A 16,188-nucleotide genomic window follows, 5' to 3' on the forward strand; every position below is an offset into this window, starting at 1 on the left:
GGAACACGGGGTGAGTTCGCGAATGCGCTCACGTCGGTGTGGTTCCGTATGGTGGACGAGTGCGTGAACCCAGATCCACCGGCGTGAACGGGCACGAAACGGCCGCGCCGGCCACCGATGCGGCATCGGTCACACCGAAGGAATCGAGCGCGTCGACTGCCGGAAAATCCACGAAATCCGTGCGAGGGACCACGAAGCAGGCCGCCCGATTTGCCGGAGAAACCCGATTAGGCCTGGTGCGTCGCGCCCGTCGGATGAATCGCACACTGGCGCTGGCCTTTCCGGACGCGCACTGTGAACTGGATTTCACCACACCTCTCGAATTGGCCGTCGCCACAATCCTTTCCGCGCAGTGCACCGATGTGCGGGTCAATCTGACAACGCCGGCGCTGTTCGCGCGCTACCGTGATGCCAAGGCCTATGCCGAGGCCGACCGGACCGAACTCGAGGAATTCATCCGGCCTACCGGATTCTTCCGGAACAAGACCAATTCACTGATCGGGTTGGGGCAGGCACTGCTGGAACGCCATGACGGCGAATTACCGCGCACTCTGCCCGAATTGGTGAAGTTGCCGGGTATCGGCCGCAAGACCGCCAACGTTATTCTCGGCAATGCCTTCGATGTGCCGGGAATCACTGTCGACACGCATTTCTCACGGCTGGTGCAACGCTGGAAGTGGACCACCGCGGACGATCCGGTGAAGATCGAACATGCCGTCGGAGAATTGATCGACCGCAAGGACTGGACGATGCTCTCGCACCGGGTGATCTTCCACGGCCGCCGCGTCTGCCATGCCCGCAAGCCGGCGTGTGGCGTTTGCCTGCTGGCCAAGGATTGCCCGTCCTACGGTGTCGGCCCGACCGACCCGGTCACCGCCGCCGCCCTGGTGAAGGGACCCGAGGCCGAGCATCTGCTCGAATTGGTGGGCCGGTGAAGTCGGTACCCGCGGCGTGGAGATGGGCTTTCGTTGTACTTGTCGCAGTAGTAGCGCTGGCGGTCGCGCTGTGGCCGCGCGAGAGTGGTGACGGCGCCCCGGCGACCCCCACCGCAGCCTCCGGTGGTGGCGGCACGGTCACCGACGCCCAACGCGATGCGGCGGACCTGGCGTCGTGCCCACGTCCGCACGACGGGGCGAGCACCGCGGCAGGACCGCTGGCGACCATCGACGTCGAATGCCTGGCCGACGGCAGCTCGATGGCCGTGGGCAAGTCGCTGGCGGGCCGTCCGGCACTGCTGAACCTCTGGGCCTACTGGTGCGAACCCTGTGCCCGGGAACTACCCGCTCTACAGCAGTACGCCGGACGCGCCGGTGACGCGCTGACGGTACTGACCGTGCACAGCGATCCCGACGAGGGCAAGGGCCTGGCGCGCCTGCGCGACCTCGGGGTCCGCCTGCCCGGGGTACAGGACGGCAGCGGAAAGGTCCGCACCGCGGTGGGAGCCCCCGCGGTCCTGCCGGTGTCGGTCCTGGTCCGCGCCGATGGATCGATTGCGAAGGTGGTGGTCCGGCCGTTCGACTCGGCAGACGACATCGCCGCCACCGTCGCCCGGGAACTGGGAGTCGACGTATGAGCGGGCCGGACATACCGCAGTGGCTACGCGGTGTGGCCGAGCACGAACCCGCCGATCCCGCGGGCGTGAACCCGATCCTCACCCGTACCGTCGCGAAACTGGCGGCCACCGCACTGCGCCCTCGCGACGCGGCGGTCCTGGTGCTGTTCGGTGGTGCCGCCGAATCCGATCCGGACGCACCGGGCGGGCTCCCGGCGGATGCCGACGTACTGCTCACCCAACGCGCCGCCACACTGCGCCAGCACCGCGGCCAGGTCGCCTTCCCCGGCGGTGGGGTCGAACCGGGCGACGACGGGCCGATCGGCACCGCGTTGCGTGAGGCGTGGGAGGAGACCGGCCTGGATTCGCGCGGCGTCGAGCCGTTCGCGGTGCTGCCGAAGATCTTCGTCCCACCGTCTCGATTCGATGTCACCCCCGTGGTGGCCTACTGGCGAACGCCGGGAGAGGTCGGGGTGGTCAGCGAAGCCGAGGCTGCTCGGGTGGTCCGGGTGCCGCTGGCCGACCTGCTCGACCCGGCGAACCGCTTCGTCGTGCGGCATCCGCTCGGCTACGTCGGTCCGGCGTTCGCCGTCGACGGCATGCTCGTCTGGGGTTTCACCGCCGGCGTCCTCGCCGGTCTACTCGCGGTATCGGGATGGGAGCCGGAGTGGGATCACCACGATGTGCGTGATCTGCAGACTTCGCTCGCGGCAGTGGGGATGACGTTATGACCAGTTCCGGATGGCTCGATCTCGCGGTCCTCATCATCGCGCTGCTGGCCGCGACCTCGGGGTGGCGGCAGGGGGCGGTCGCTTCGGCTCTCGGATTTCTCGGTGTGGTGCTCGGCGCCGTCGCCGGGATCCTGATCGCGCCGCACATCCTGCAGCATGTCAGCGAAGGCCGGCAGCGCGTCCTGGTCGGCGTGGTACTGATCGTCGCGCTGGTGATCGTCGGTGAGATCGCGGGCATGGTGCTGGGGCGCGCGGCGCGCAGCGGCATGCGGCATCCGTTCACCCGCAGCGTGGACAGTGTGGTCGGCGCGGTGCTGCAGTGCGTTGCCGTACTGGTCACCGCGTGGCTGCTGGCGCTGCCACTGGCCTCGTCCTCACAGCCCGGCATCGCGGCCGCGATCAACGGTTCCCGCGTGCTCGCCGATGTGAACGGCGTTGCGCCGAACTGGTTGCGACGGGTTCCGAACGAGTTCTCGAACCTGCTCAACACCTCCGGTCTGCCCGAGGTCATCGGCCCGTTCGGGCGGGCGCCGATCGCCGCCGTCGAACCACCGGATCCCAGCGTCCTGGACTCTCCGGTCGCGCTGAATCTGCAGCACAGTGTGCTGCGGATCAACGGTGTCGCGCCGAGCTGCCAGCGCGCGCTGGAAGGCTCCGGGTTCGTGGTGGCACCCGAGCGCATCATGACCAATGCCCACGTCGTGGCCGGCACCTCCACGGTGCAGGTCGACACCGCGCGTGGCCGGCTCGACGCCACCGTGGTGCTGTTCGATCCGCGTAAGGATGTCGCGATCCTGTCGGTACCCGGACTCGAGGCCCCGGTGATTCCGCTGGCGTCGGAATCCGCGAAATCCGGTCAGAGCGCGATCGTGCTCGGATATCCGGGCGGCGGTCCCTACACCGCCAGCGCGGCCCGGGTGCGCGAGACGCTGGAGCTGACCGGGCCCGATATCTACAAGACCAATACCGTCGAGCGCCAGGTCTACACCGTGCGTGGCCAGGTACGCGCGGGGAATTCGGGTGGTCCGCTGGTCGACACCGATGGCCGGGTGCTCGGAGTGGTCTTCGGCGCGGCCGTCACCAACGACGACACCGGGTACGTGCTGACCCGCAAGGAGATCCAAGCCGATCTGGACACCGCACAGGGGTCCACCGCGCAGGTCGGTACGGGGGAGTGCGTGCTGAGTTGAGGTGCGGCCGGTCAGGCGCAGCGTGCCGTGGCCGGGCCACCCAGTAGTTTCGCCACTTCGGCGGTGACCGCCTCCGGATTCTCCTGATGGGCGAAATGGCCGGCATCCGGAATTCGCACCACCCGGCGGTCCGGGGCCAACCGCGCCGCACCGCGGACGGTCGCCTCCAGCATGTACCGGTCGGATTCACCGTGCAGCATCAGCGTCGGCACGCGCACCGGCTCCCGCATCGCGGCCAGGAACCGGCGGCCGTCGGGACGCCACTGGCTACGGAAGGCCCAGCGCTGATACTCCAGGGCGCAATGCGCCGCTCCGGAGATCCGGATCGCCGAGCGCATCCGCTGCGCGGTGTCGACGAACTCCGCGGTTGTGGCCCAGTGTGTGCCGGCTCGGTCGCGCATCAGTCGCTCGACTTCGAACCCGTCCTGTCGGGTCAGCAGTTGCTCGCCGTAACGGGGCAGCTGATAGCGCAGGAAGTTCGGCAGGTATGCGGCGCGCTGCCGGCGGTTTCGCAGCACCGCGCGTTTGAGCGCCACCGGATGCGGTGACGCGATCAGTGCGATGGACCGCACCACCCGCGGATGCAGCACCGCGGTCGCCCAGCAGACCAAACCACCTTCGGCATGGCCTACCAGGGTGGCGTCGGTGTGGCCGAGCGCGCGGACCAGTCCGGCGATATCACCGGCCAGAGTCCACCCGTCGTATCCGCGCGGAGGTTTGTCCGAATCGCCGTAGCCACGCAGATCGACTGCGACCGCTCGATATCCGGCCTCGGTCAGTCCGGTGAGCTGATGACGCCACGACCACCAGAAATCACCGAAGCCGTGCAGCAGAACGACCAGCGGGCGGTCGGAACCGCCCACCGCATCGTTCGCGTCGCCCTCGGCGATGTGGAAACGGATGCCGTTGGCGCGCACGTCACGATGCGTCCACGGACCGTCGAAACGGACACTGGACGGATCAGGAAGCGGATTCGACGACACGCCGGAAGCGTAATAGCCGAGTCAGGAAGTGACCTTGTCGGCTGCGGTCTCGGCGGTTGCGGCCGAGGACCCGAAGCTCTGCGGCAGCACCGAACGGGTCTCCTTGAGCGATTCGATGGTCTTCGCCGGCGCCCTCAGCTTGCGCACCTTCAGATAACCGAGCAGCGCCAGGACGACCACCACCACGACCATCAGCGCGAAGACGATCAGGAATGCCGCCCACCGGTACAGCCAGACATCCAGCAGTTCCGCGAGGAAGAAGAAAAAGAAGAACGAAGAGAACAGCAGAACCGTGAGCGCACCGATGAAGAAGATGCTGCCCTGCAGACCCTTCTTGATCTCACCGGTCACCTCGGCCTTGGCCAGTTCCACCTCGGCGCGGACCAGGGTCGACATCTGCTCCGTGGCATCGCGCACCAGGTCGCCGACGCTGGCATTCCCGGTGGTATCGACCTCGGACAGCGGAATCGAGGTGATGGTCCGGTTTCGGCCCTCGTGCCCGTTACCGCCGTGTGTGAAGCTCAATTGCTCGACCCTTCTCCATGTCCCGGTGCTGTCCGGCTTTCACTCGTCTCGGTGGCCGTACTCGCGTCTCGCCGTGCCTGGTGTACCCGGCCACGCCGCAACAGTAGCGCCGAACCGAGCAAAGATGCCGTCAAGGACGTCATCAACACGGCGGCCTTCGCCAGTTCGGTCGCCTCACGATCTGTCAGTGCGAGTTCTGCCACCAAGAGGCTAACGGTGAAACCGATTCCGCCCAGTACCGACAGGGCCGACATGTCCCGATTACCGAGTCCGGTGGGTCGGGTGGCGATTCCGAACCGGATCGCCAACCAGCTGGCCCCGAAGATGCCGACCGTCTTGCCGACCAGGAGTCCTGCGATGATCGCGAGCGAGAGCCGGGAGGTGAACAACTCGCCGAAAACCTGGCTCGACAGGGGAACTCCGGAGGCGAACAGGGCGAACAGCGGGACACACAGGCCCGCGGAGACGGGCTGGAACAGATGCTCGAGCCGGGCGGCCGGCGCCTCCTCCTCATCCGGATCGGGGCGTACGCGGGTGAGCAATCCACAGAACACGCCCGCCAGCGTCGGATGAATTCCTGCCTCGTGCAGCGCGAACCACGACACCAGCGCCAGCGGGACATACACCAGCGGCGTGCGAATCCGGTAGCGCTGAGCCAGCGCCCACGCCGCGAAACAGGCTGCCGCCGCCACCAGCCAGCCGATGGCGATCGCCGTGGTGAACAGGATCGCGATCAGGAGAATGGCGATCAGGTCGTCGACGACCGCCAGGCTGAGCAGAAAGACCCGGGCGCCGGCCGGAATCCGGGACCCGGTCATCGCCAGCACCGCGAGAGCGAAGGCGATGTCGGTGGCCACGGGAATGGCCCAGCCGCGGTCCATCCCCGGCACACCCCAGCCGACGATCAGGGCGATCAGGGCGGGTGTGACGACACCGCCGATCGCCGCGAGCACCGGCAGGACAGCACGTTTGCGGTCGGCCAGTTCGCCGACGACCAGTTCGCGTTTGAGCTCGAGACCGGCGACGAAGAAGAAGATCGCCAGCAGACCGTCCTGGACCCATTCGGAGAGGGTGAGATCCAGGTGTAAGGGTGGGATCGCGACGGTGGTGTCGGTCATCGCGAAGTAGCCGTCGCTCCAGGGCGAGTTCGCCCAGAGCAGCGCCACGGCCGCAGCCACCAGCAACAGTGCGCCACCGACCGTTTCGGTGCGCAGGTAACGGGCGAGCTCGGAACGTAGTGCAGCGATCACAGGTGCCTTTCGGGAGCGGACGGCGACAGCGGCGGCCTCCCTTGCCAGGGCATCGCCTACCGCTCGCCGACCAGACTTCCCGGCACTCCGAGTGACATTTTAGTCGGTGCGCTCGGGTTGTGATCGCCCCGCCTCATGCGCGAGCCCGGCGCCCGGAGTGATCACCGGGGCGCCGGGCTCGTGACTCGACGGACGGACTCGGCCGATCAGGACTTGGCGGAGCGGATCGCCTCGAACACGTTCGGATCGACCAGCGTGGAGGTATCGCCGAGTTCGCGGCCCTCGGCCACATCGCGCAGGAGCCGGCGCATGATCTTGCCGGAGCGGGTCTTCGGCAGCTCGGGCACGATATGGATCTCGCGGGGGCGCGCGATCGGGCTGATCTCCCGGGAGACCTCGGCTTTGAGGGCGTCCACCAGTTGCGGTCCGGATTCGGTCGCGTTGCCGGTAAGGATGACGAACGCGACGATGCCCTGCCCGGTGGTGGCGTCACTGGCACCGACGACGGCAGCCTCCGCCACCTGGTGGTGGCCCACCAGGGCCGATTCGACTTCGGCGGTGGAGATCCGGTGTCCGGAGACGTTCATGACGTCGTCGACGCGGCCCAGTACCCACAGCGCGCCGTCGGAGTCGATCTTGGCGCCGTCGCCCGCGAAGTACCAGCCCTGCGCGGCGAACCGCTCCCAGTAGGTGGCCTTGTAGCGTTCGTTGTCGCCCCAGATGCCACGCAGCATGGACGGCCAGGGCTGATCGAGGACCAGATAGCCGACGACCGCGGAGCTTGCGGAGCGGTCCGAAGACTCGGCTTCGGTTCCGTTGTTTTCTACCTCGTTACCTTCTTCGTCGACGACCTTCGCGGAGATGCCCGGCAGCGATTCCATCGCGGCACCCGGTTTCGCGGCGGTGACGCCGGGGAGCGGGGAGATCATGATGGCGCCGGTTTCGGTCTGCCACCAGGTGTCCACGATGGGCGCCGAGCCCGCGCCGACGACCTCGCGGTACCACCGCCAGGCTTCCGGATTGATCGGTTCACCGACCGAGCCCAGCACCCGGATCGAGGACAGATCGTGCGCATCGGGAATCTCGCGGCCCCACTTCATGAAAGTGCGGATCAGCGTCGGTGCGATGTAATAGATCGTCACACCGTACTTTTCGATGATCTGCCAGTGCCGGTGCTCGTCGGGGAAGTTGGGGGTGCCCTCGTAGACGACCTGGGTGGCGCGGTTGGCCAGCGGGCCGTAGACGATATAACTGTGCCCGGTCACCCAGCCGATATCGGCGGTGCACCAATACACGTCGCGGCCCGGTTTGTGGTCGAAGACGTAGTGGTGGGTGTAGGCGACCTGGGTGAGATATCCACCCGAGGTGTGCAGGATGCCCTTGGGCTTACCGGTCGTGCCGGAGGTGTAGAGGATGTAGAGCGGATGTTCGGCATCGAACGGCTGTGCCTCGTGTTCCGTCGACGCCTGTGCGACGGTGTCGTGCCACCACAGGTCGCGGCCCTCGGTCCAGGGTGTTTCGATATCGGTGCGGCGTACCACCAGCACGTGCTCCACACTGTGCGGCACATCGCCGCCTGCGTACAGCGCCTCGTCGACGGCTTCCTTCAGCGGTGCGGCTTTACCGCGGCGCCACTGCCCGTCGGTGGTGACGACCAGTCGTGCGCGGGCATCGTCGACGCGCTGGCGCAGTGCGCTGGGCGAGAAGCCCGCGAAGACCACCGAATGGGTCAGGCCCAGGCGCGCGCAGGCCAGCATGGTCACGATGGCTTCGGGGACCATCGGCATGTAGATCGCGACCCGGTCGCCGGATTCGAGGCCGAGTTCGGTGAAGAAGTTGGCGGCCCGGCAGACCTCGTCCTGCAGTTGCGCATAGGTGATGGCGCGCGAATCGCCCGGCTCACCCTCCCAGTGGATCGCGACCTGATCGCCGTATCCGTCGGCGACGTGCCGGTCGACGCAGTTGTAGGCGACGTTGAGCTTGCCGTCGGCGAACCAGCGCGCGAAGGGTGCGTCGTCCCAGTCCAGGACCCGGCTCCACGGTTGATTCCAGTGCAGCCGCTGCGCCTGCTCGGCCCAGAACTCGTCCCGGTCGGCGGCGGCGCGGTCGTAGATGGACGCATCGGTATTGGCCGTCGCCGCGAATTCGGGGGAGGGTGGGTACACGTCTCGGTGCTCAGCGGTGGTGTCGGTCATCTCGCCTCCTGTAACTCACGGGTACCCGCACCCGGTCTCCCGTCGTTCGGGCTGCTGCCGTTCGGCGGGTCGGGCGCCGTGTCATTCGTCGGGCCTGTCGATCGGATACGCGTCGGCCGGGGGTGACCACGGCCACCGTGTGACCCTAACGGAGTGTGACCTGCGCCGCGTAGCGGTCCGGCGCTGGAACCGCGTCGCCGGTGCGGTGCCCGGCCCGGCTAGCGTGGGAGGCGTGAGCGATGTGCTGCAGCCTCTGGCCGACCTACCCGGTGTGCGTGACGCTGCCGACCGGGCCCGTGAGGCACTCGCCGAGGTGCATATGCACAAGGCGAACCGTCGTGGCTGGCCGACCACTGCGGCCGAGGCGGCGGTGCGGGCCGCACGCTCGTCCGCGGCGCTGGACGGTGGTGCCACCGAGATACCGGCCGACGGCACGATCGCCGATCCGATTCTCACCGGCGCGCTACGGGTCGGGCAGGCCCTCGACGGGGACGCGCTGCGCAATATGAGCGGGGTGTGGGAGCGGGCACCACTGCAGGCGCTGGCGCGCCTACATCTGCTGGCTGCCGCGGATCTGGTCACCGAGGAGATCGAACTCGGCCGTCCCCGTTCGGAACCCGGCGTCGCCGACCGGCTCGACCTGCTGGCGCAGACCGTACTGACTTCGAAGGCTCCGGCACCGGTGCTGGCGGCGGTGGTGCACGGTGAGCTGTTGTCGTTGCGGGCGTTCGGCTCCGCGGACGGTGTGGTCGCGCGCGCGGCCGCGCGGTTGGTGACGGTGACCTCCGGCTTGGACCCGCACAGCCTGGGGGTACCGGAGGTGTTCCTGTTGCGGCGTCGCCAGGCATATCTCGATGCGGCGACGGGATTCGCGGAGGGTACGGCTGCCGGCGTGGGCGGCTGGGTGGTGTTCTGCTGCGGTGCCCTCGAGGACGGTGCGCGCGAGGCCCGCTCCATAGCCGATGCGGCGGGCTGAGCGGGCCTACACATCGAAGCGGGCGGCGTAGCCGAACCGACAGACTCGGCCTCACCGCCCGCTAGCACGGACTACCCGGTTACCATGCGTGCTGGTTCGGGTTGTGTTCTGCGGCCTCGGCGATCAATCCGCACTCCACCGGTTCATCCCCGCAACCTGTGCGGGGCCATTGCCGATGTGAATCCGAATTTCGCAGGCCCACAACGCTGGTGCCCTTGTAGCGGCGTGCTCCGCGTGGGTACCTGGCGTCCGTGCTGGGGAAGTACGGTCGGGAGATCGAACCTTCTCTTCCGCTTCGATCTTGGCCTTCCGTCCTCCCGTGCGTCCATTGTTACTCTGTGATGCCCCTCACAGCAAGGTTCCATCGGACTTCCATCCGACATTGTCATATTCGGCGTGGGGCCCGTCGATTCATGGTTACATCGATAGGTTGCGCGCCATTGACCAGGCCTGATGGGTGGGGATCGCGAGACCTCAACGGCGCCGGCGCAACAGCCGGTAGCTGAGGGCACCCGCCAGGAGCGCACTCACACCCACGGCTGCCGTGGCGGCCACTGTCGTAGTCGACGGCGCCGGAATTCGCGACCACAACGACACCGGATTGGAGAAGGTCAGGATGGGCCAGTCGCGGGCCAGCGCCTCACGCCGCAGGCTCCGGTCCGGATTGACCGCGGTGGGATGTCCGACCGCCGCGAGCATCGGGACGTCGGTGATCGAATCGGAGTAGGCGTAGCACCGCGACAGGTCGTAGTTCTCGCTCGCGGCCAGCTTCTCGATCGCCTCGACCTTGCCCTCGGCGTAGCAGTAGAACTCGATATCGTCGGTGTACTTGCCGTCCTCCACCACCATGCGGGTGGCCGCGGTGTGCGTGGCGCCCAGTGCCGCGGCGATCGGCGCCACGATCTCCTCACCGGAGGCGGACACGATCACCACGTCGTGGCCACGGATCCGGTGGTCGGCGATCAGGTCCGAGGCCTCGGCGTAGATCAGCGGATCCACCAGGTCGTGCAGGGTCTCGGCCACGATCGCCTGTACCTGCGACACGTCCCAGCCGGCGCACATCTTGGCCAGATGCTCCCGCATGCGTTCCATCTGATCGTGATCCGCGCCCGAGAGCAGAAAAAGGAAGTGGGCGTAGCTGGATTCCAGTACCGTCCGGCGGTCGATCAACCCCTGGGCATAGAACGGCCGGCTGAAGACGAATGCACTCGACTTCGCGATCACCGTCTTGTCCAGGTCGAAGAACGCCGCGATCCGCGGTGCGGACGACGGATCGTTGCCCGTCCCGTTCGCGCTGCGGGTAGCGCTCGCTGCTGTGTCGTTGCGGTGCTGCGGAGGCTCGGACTTTCCGGCGGTCCGATCGTCCGTAGCTGCTTGGTCGCCCTCGGCCGTCACGGATCCAGGATAGGGAGCTTTGCCGTGGATGTGGTGACGAGCCCGACTACGAGAGCCTCGAAGGCATCAATTCTGCCGCTCCGACACGGTATGAACTTCGCCGTGCGATGGACTTGCGTCGCGGCCGGTGACTGGGTGTAGTATCGGTGGCACCTGGACATGGTCCAGGCGTGTTCAGCCCGACCCCCCGGGGCTGAACCCCGACGGCCCCAGCCTCCTCCCCCCCCGGCTGGGGCCGTCCTCTATTTCCAGCACGGTTCGTGCTGACGTTGTCGCCACTCTCAGCTGTTTTTCCACAGGCCACGAGTTGTCCACATTCGGCCCGCAGGCTCTGGCCCGCCCTGCCGATCCAAGCCACGCTTGCCTCATGAATCCCGTTGCGGCAGTACCGCCCCCGGCGCTGGTTCTGGTCGACGACCACCGGTTGCGCGACGAGGTGCGCCGCGTCGCGGCCGCCGCCGATCGCGCTCTCGACGAACCCGCCATGCCCATCGGCAGATACACCTGGACCGCGGCCCCGCTGCTGATCGTCGACCTCGGCGCGGCCCGGGCTTGTGCCGCGGCCGGATATCCGCGGCGCTCCGGGGTGGTACTGGTCGGCAGCGCCGAACCGGACCTCGAACTGTGGCGGGTGGCCGCATCCGTCGGGGCCGAGCAGGTGATCGCGCTACCGGGTGCCGCCGACACGCTGATCGAGGCGTTCGCTGCCTATTCCTGGCGCGATCCCGGAGACGGCGTGGTGCTGGCGGTCGCCGGGGCTGTCGGCGGTGCCGGTGCCTCCGTCTTCTCCGGCGCGGTGGCGTTGACGGCCGCGGCGCGTGGCTTCCGCTCGCGGGTTTTGCTCATCGATGCCGACCCACTCGGTGGCGGACTAGATCTACTGCTCGGCATCGAATCGGTCCCCGGGTTGCGGTGGCCCGAACTTTCGGTGGCCGACGGCCGGGTCGCCGCGCAGGCATTGCACGACGCCTTGCCGGCGGCCGCGCCCGGACTGGGTGTGCTGGCCTGCACCAGGCCCGCCGGTGTCGGGCCCGACGAGATCGGCACCGGGGCGGTACGAGCGGTCGTCGAGGCGGGCCGCGGCGCCGGAGACCTTGTGGTGTGCGACATCTCGCGATGCCACGGACCACACACCGATCAGGTCCTCGATATCGCCGACCTCGTCGTCTTCGTCGTCCCTGCACGGTTGCGGGCGGTCGCGGCGGCCGGTGCCGTCGTCGCCGACAGTCGGGGGCGAAATCCCAATCAGGGCTTGGTTGTTCGCGGCCCGGCGCCGGGTGGTCTCCGTGGCCGCGAGATCGCGCAGGCGCTGGACCTGCCGCTGCTGGCAGCGATGCGTGCCCAGCCCGGTCTGGCGGGCGTGCTCGAACGCGGCGGGCTCGCCCTGACCCGCGGCCCGCTGGCCGGTGCCGCCGAATCGGTGCTGGCAGCTCTCCCCGGAGGCGACCGATGACCGGGGTGGTGAATGCCGAACTGCTGGACCGGGTGCGGGAGCGGCTGGCAGCCCAGCCCGGCGAACACGACCCGGCCCGGCTGGCGTCGGCCATTCGCGCGGAGGCGGGCCGCATGCTCGGCGACACCGATCTACTGCGCGCCCTGCGGGTATTGCAGACCGAGATGACAGGTGCCGGCGCCCTGGAGCCGCTGCTGCACGACGCGCGGGTCTCCGATGTGCTGGTCACGGCGCCCGACGCCGTGTGGGTGGACCGCGGCAACGGCCCCGAGCGCACGTCGGTCCGGTTTCCGGACGAAGCCGCCGTGCGCCGCCTTGCACAGCGCCTGGCCCTGGCCGCAGGGCGCCGGCTCGACGATGCGCAACCGTGGGTGGACGGACGCCTACCGGAATACGAGCAGGCGTCGGGGGAAAGTGTCGGGGTCCGACTGCATGCCGTGCTCGCGCCCATCGCCCAGGGAGGAACCTGTATCTCACTGCGCGTGCTGCGGCCCGTCGGTCACGACCTGCGCGCGTTGCGGGCCCGCGGAGCGCTCAGCGCGGAGCCGGAGCAGCTCCTGCATCGGATCATCCGCGCGCGCCTCGCCTTCCTGGTCGTCGGTGGCACCGGGGCGGGTAATACGGCACCCCCCAAAAGACACACTTAGCTCGGTGGTAACTGGACTGTGCTGCGTGGATGCGTGGTAACCCAATTGCATTGTTTTGCAATGGGTTTCGCCGGTGCTAATGTGTGTGCATCGGCTCCCAAAGATCCCCGGCCGACACGCAACGCTCCGCACCGCAGTTCCCCCGGTTCACCGGGCTCCGGTCCTGCCCCCTGGCATAACGCGCTACCCAGCGCACCGCCGCTCCGCCACTTGTCTCGCGCCATCCGGCGCGCATGGGGACTGGTCTCGACACCACGGAGCGATTCGCATGGCCAACCGGTCTACTTACCTCACCCTGCACGACGTTGCCGCCGAGTACGGCGTGCACATCAATACCGCGCGCCGCTGGGCCGCCAACGGCGATCTGCCGTGCGTGCGTATCGGCAAGAGCTACTACGTCCACCCCGACGACCTGGAAAGGCTGCGCCCCGGCGGGGCGGCGGCCATGCCCGAACCCGTGGCCGCCCCGGTGGGCCGAGAGGCCTTCGCGGACTACATCGCCAAGGTCGTCGCGGAGGCACCGCCGCTCACCAGCGATCAGGTCGCCAAGATCAGCACGCTGCTGGGCAGCAAGGCGGTGGCGTGATCATGATCGACACCGGATTTTCGATGTATGCCGAGCCTGCCGAGTTCACGACTCTTGCCGGGGATGGAATCGGCGTTGGGGTAGGGCTCGGTGACGACGGCGAACGCGTGATGCTCGGCATTCACGCTCCGGACCGCCCCGAGATGGGCGTTCACCCGATGGCGCGAGTCTCGTGGCTCACGCCGGAACTGGCACGAAAGCTCGCGGGTGAACTGCTGGCCTGTGCCGACCTTCTCAATTCCGCTACCGCCTGACCTTCGCCACAACGCACGTAATCCGTGCTGGCACAACGTAATTCACCCACATACGAAAATGCCCGACCCGGTGCCTAGCCGGGTCGGGCGGAGGGAGTGCAGTCCCCATGAATTCCGAGCCTGATTCTACCGCAGGCGGCCACGACGAGCGTGTGTATACCGACGCCGCCGCCGAGGTCTTCAGTGGCCGACTTGCTGCCCTGCTGGGGCGCATGGACGAGGACGCGCCGCTGGAGAAGTACCTGAGCAAGACCGGCCTGGACCTGATGGCCCAGTTCTACGACAGGCATCGTCAGGACGTGCCGGGCACGCCCTTCGACGCGCCGGTTATCCGGCGGCACTGGCTGACTGGCGGTCTGCTGCCCGAGGCGCGGCCCACCCAGCAGGAGCAGCGCGACCACGCGGACGAACACGGATACGACGACCCTGCCGAGCTGACGGCGCGGTGGAAGCGCGAACGCGCTGCTCGACTGGACAGGCAGCGCCAGCAGACCCGCGCAACCAAGGCGACGACGGACGCCCTGCGGGCAGAAGGGCTGGACCCCATGGTGGAGTACACCCCCGGCGAGGTCGAGCGCGTGCACGGGCGCACGGAATGGGCGCAGCACGCTATTCGGCTCTGGCGGGACCACAACACTGCCCAGCGGGCGCAGGGCCTCCGGTCCGAGGCCCTGCTAGCCCTGACGGCCGCGCAGCTCATCGCAGCCGGGGCCACGCCGGTCGACCTGGCCCAGATGCGCCCGGCCGACACCAAAGCCAAGGCCGAGGCTGCCCGCCGCCTGGATGCCGAGCGGATGGCAGACGGCGACGCTGCCCGCACGCTGGCCCGGCGGATCACCGCAGAACGCGAGGGCACCACGATCGACCCCCCGGAACTGTGCGGCCTGGCGGAAATGCTGGCCGTGCCGGACGAAGACCTCACCTACCGGATCAAGGACCTGTGGCCTGTCGGGGGCCGGGTGCTGCTGGCAGCCCAGTACAAGAGCGGTAAGTCCACCACGGTCGGCAACGCGATGCGTTCCCTGGTGGATGGCGATCCGTTTCTCGATCGGTTCGACACCGAGCCGGTGGGCAAGGTGGTGCTGATCGACACCGAGTTGGACCCGCGCACCCTGCGCCGGTGGCTGCGGGAACAGGGCATCCGGAAGGCGGCGGCGGTATCGGTACTGCCGCTGCGCGGCCGGGTGTCGGCGTTCGACATTCTCGACAGGGCTGTGCGTTCCGAGTGGGTAACGCGCTTGGCCGGGGCGAATGTGGTGATTCTCGATTGCCTGCGCCCCGTGCTGGATTCGCTCGGGCTGTCCGAAGACAAGGACGCAGGCAAGTTTCTCGTTGCCTTCGACGACATGCTGGCCGAAGCCGGGGTAGGTGAGGCACTGGTGGTTACGCATATGGGCCACCAGAACGAGCGCGCCCGTGGCGATTCCCGGCTACTGGACTGGCCGGAGGCCCCCTGGAAGATCGTCCGCGATGACAACGGCACCGCGTATTTCTCGGCGTTCGGCCGGGATGTCGACGTGCCGGAAGGCGCGCTGAGCTTCGACCCGAGCACCAGGCATCTCACGTACGAGGGCGGTAGCCGTAGGGATGTGTCCGGCAAGGCGCTGATGCCCGATCTGCTGTCGCTGCTGCGCAAACAGCCGGGCCTGAGCGGGCGGTCAATCGAAACCGAACTCATGAATCAGGGCGCGGCTCAAAAGGATATCCGCGCCGCTCTCAAGACGGCACGCAATGACGGACTGGTTCGGGTCGAACCCGGCCCCAAGAATGCCCTGCTGCACTACCCAGCAGAAGGCGATCCCCTCCATGAAACCGCCGCCTGAACCCCCGTGTGCGTTAGTGCGTCGGAGTGCGTCAAAACAAACTAACGCACTGCTCACGATGTGTGCGTCAGTGCGTTCTATAGACGCACTGCACACAGAGGCCGCACAGGACGCGGTGAAAACAGGGGCCAACGCGCTCAATCCAACGCACTCAAACAGACCTCTCAACCACCCCTACCGATTGGAGCTGCGTAATGCCCACTCCCGAATGCCGTGCCCTGCGTGCTCGCCTGGCGGCCGAAATCGAGACCTTGCTGACCAGCCCTTACCCGCCGCCCGATATCGACCTGTGCGCTCGCCTGGCCGCGCTGGCTGCCCGGCTGCGCCAGCCGACCGCCGGGGGCAGCGTGTTGGGGGCTGCGGCATGACCGCGCCTCCGCCGCCCGATATCGACCTGGCGTTCTTCCTGCCCAGCACATGCCGCCAGTGCCCGGCGTCGGGCTGCGGCCCGCAGCACGACCACACCGAAGACCCGCAGGCCATCACCTGGCGGCGGGGTGCCAAGCACGTCACCTGTGAATACGAGTGCCGCGTGTGCGGCTGCACCTGGACCGACACCTGGCCTACCTGGGGTTTCTTCGGCGCCGAAATTCCCCAGTGACCTTGCTCTCCCCCGTCAACCTCCTAT

Annotated in this window: 16 protein-coding genes and 1 pseudogene; 12 read left to right on the forward strand and 5 right to left on the reverse strand. The window is 67.9% G+C overall.

Features of this window, described 5'->3' with window-relative positions; translation table 11 throughout:
* The first annotated feature begins 179 nt into the window (after nt 1-179).
* Genes nth through NV2_RS07300 form a run of 4 tightly spaced genes read left to right on the forward strand, consistent with a single transcriptional unit; the run spans nt 180 to nt 3,473 of the window.
* The gene (nth, locus tag NV2_RS07285) at nt 180-935 is read left to right on the forward strand and encodes an endonuclease III (protein WP_067870909.1); all 756 of its coding nucleotides are present in this window, start codon (nt 180-182) and stop codon (nt 933-935) included.
* Complete coding sequence (locus tag NV2_RS07290; protein WP_067870777.1) at nt 932-1,573, forward strand: TlpA family protein disulfide reductase; 642 nt, start codon at nt 932-934, stop codon at nt 1,571-1,573. The genes nth and NV2_RS07290 overlap by 4 nt, the downstream gene beginning before the upstream one ends.
* Nucleotides 1,570-2,283: an NUDIX hydrolase gene (locus NV2_RS07295; RefSeq protein WP_067870778.1), complete on the forward strand. Its 714-nt coding sequence runs from the start codon at nt 1,570-1,572 to the stop codon at nt 2,281-2,283. The genes NV2_RS07290 and NV2_RS07295 overlap by 4 nt, the downstream gene beginning before the upstream one ends.
* Complete coding sequence (locus NV2_RS07300; RefSeq protein WP_067870779.1) at nt 2,280-3,473, forward strand: MarP family serine protease; 1,194 nt, start codon at nt 2,280-2,282, stop codon at nt 3,471-3,473. The genes NV2_RS07295 and NV2_RS07300 overlap by 4 nt, the downstream gene beginning before the upstream one ends.
* An 11-nt stretch (nt 3,474-3,484) precedes the next feature.
* On the opposite strand, the gene NV2_RS07305 is transcribed toward NV2_RS07300, so the two are convergent.
* The 4 genes from NV2_RS07305 to acs form a co-directional block, all read right to left on the reverse strand.
* Entirely contained in the window at nt 3,485-4,456 is a 972-nt protein-coding gene (locus NV2_RS07305; protein WP_067870780.1) for an alpha/beta fold hydrolase, read from the reverse strand.
* A 21-nt stretch (nt 4,457-4,477) separates the two neighbouring features.
* On the reverse strand, nt 4,478-4,981 hold the full coding sequence (locus NV2_RS07310) for a phage holin family protein (protein WP_067870781.1): 504 nt from the start codon (nt 4,979-4,981) through the stop codon (nt 4,478-4,480).
* Nucleotides 4,978-6,231: a Na+/H+ antiporter NhaA gene (nhaA, locus tag NV2_RS07315; RefSeq protein ID WP_067870782.1), complete on the reverse strand. Its 1,254-nt coding sequence runs from the start codon at nt 6,229-6,231 to the stop codon at nt 4,978-4,980. Before nhaA ends, NV2_RS07310 begins: the two co-directional genes overlap by 4 nt.
* A 206-nt stretch (nt 6,232-6,437) precedes the next feature.
* Nucleotides 6,438-8,426, reverse strand: coding sequence for an acetate--CoA ligase (gene acs / locus NV2_RS07320; RefSeq protein ID WP_067870783.1), 1,989 nt, complete (start codon nt 8,424-8,426; stop codon nt 6,438-6,440).
* A gap of 232 nt (nt 8,427-8,658) precedes the next feature.
* On the opposite strand from acs, the gene NV2_RS07325 reads away from it, so the two are divergent.
* Nucleotides 8,659-9,402 carry a Fic family protein gene (locus tag NV2_RS07325; RefSeq protein WP_067870784.1) on the forward strand — a complete coding sequence of 248 codons (744 nt, stop codon included), beginning with the start codon at nt 8,659-8,661 and terminating at the stop codon, nt 9,400-9,402.
* Between the two features lie 474 nt (nt 9,403-9,876).
* On the opposite strand, the gene NV2_RS07330 is transcribed toward NV2_RS07325, so the two are convergent.
* A complete protein-coding gene (locus NV2_RS07330) occupies nt 9,877-10,797 on the reverse strand; it encodes an HAD family hydrolase (protein ID WP_084474075.1) in 921 nt (306 codons plus the stop codon).
* A gap of 367 nt (nt 10,798-11,164) precedes the next feature.
* Between NV2_RS07330 and ssd the strand changes: the two genes are divergently transcribed.
* From ssd to NV2_RS07360, 7 genes and pseudogenes are all read left to right on the forward strand, one after another.
* Nucleotides 11,165-12,250: a septum site-determining protein Ssd gene (gene ssd / locus NV2_RS07335; RefSeq protein WP_067870785.1), complete on the forward strand. Its 1,086-nt coding sequence runs from the start codon at nt 11,165-11,167 to the stop codon at nt 12,248-12,250.
* Nucleotides 12,247-12,873 (forward strand): annotated as a pseudogene (locus NV2_RS07340) (ATPase, T2SS/T4P/T4SS family); the annotation flags it as partial. The gene ssd and the pseudogene NV2_RS07340, both read left to right, overlap by 4 nt.
* A 292-nt stretch (nt 12,874-13,165) precedes the next feature.
* Nucleotides 13,166-13,483, forward strand: coding sequence for a helix-turn-helix domain-containing protein (locus NV2_RS31700; protein WP_067870786.1), 318 nt, complete (start codon nt 13,166-13,168; stop codon nt 13,481-13,483).
* Nucleotides 13,480-13,737, forward strand: a complete 258-nt coding sequence (locus NV2_RS07350; RefSeq protein ID WP_067870787.1) for a hypothetical protein — start codon at nt 13,480-13,482, stop codon at nt 13,735-13,737. The genes NV2_RS31700 and NV2_RS07350 overlap by 4 nt, the downstream gene beginning before the upstream one ends.
* A gap of 107 nt (nt 13,738-13,844) precedes the next feature.
* Nucleotides 13,845-15,560, forward strand: coding sequence for an AAA family ATPase (locus NV2_RS07355; RefSeq protein ID WP_084474081.1), 1,716 nt, complete (start codon nt 13,845-13,847; stop codon nt 15,558-15,560).
* A 194-nt stretch (nt 15,561-15,754) separates the two neighbouring features.
* Nucleotides 15,755-15,928, forward strand: coding sequence for a hypothetical protein (locus NV2_RS31335; protein WP_157102787.1), 174 nt, complete (start codon nt 15,755-15,757; stop codon nt 15,926-15,928).
* On the forward strand, nt 15,925-16,161 hold the full coding sequence (locus tag NV2_RS07360) for a hypothetical protein (RefSeq protein WP_067870789.1): 237 nt from the start codon (nt 15,925-15,927) through the stop codon (nt 16,159-16,161). The genes NV2_RS31335 and NV2_RS07360 overlap by 4 nt, the downstream gene beginning before the upstream one ends.
* Nucleotides 16,162-16,188 lie beyond the last annotated feature (27 nt).

Source organism: Nocardia vermiculata NBRC 100427 (assembly GCF_001613265.1).
Classification (GTDB): Bacteria; Actinomycetota; Actinomycetes; order Mycobacteriales; family Mycobacteriaceae; genus Nocardia; species Nocardia vermiculata.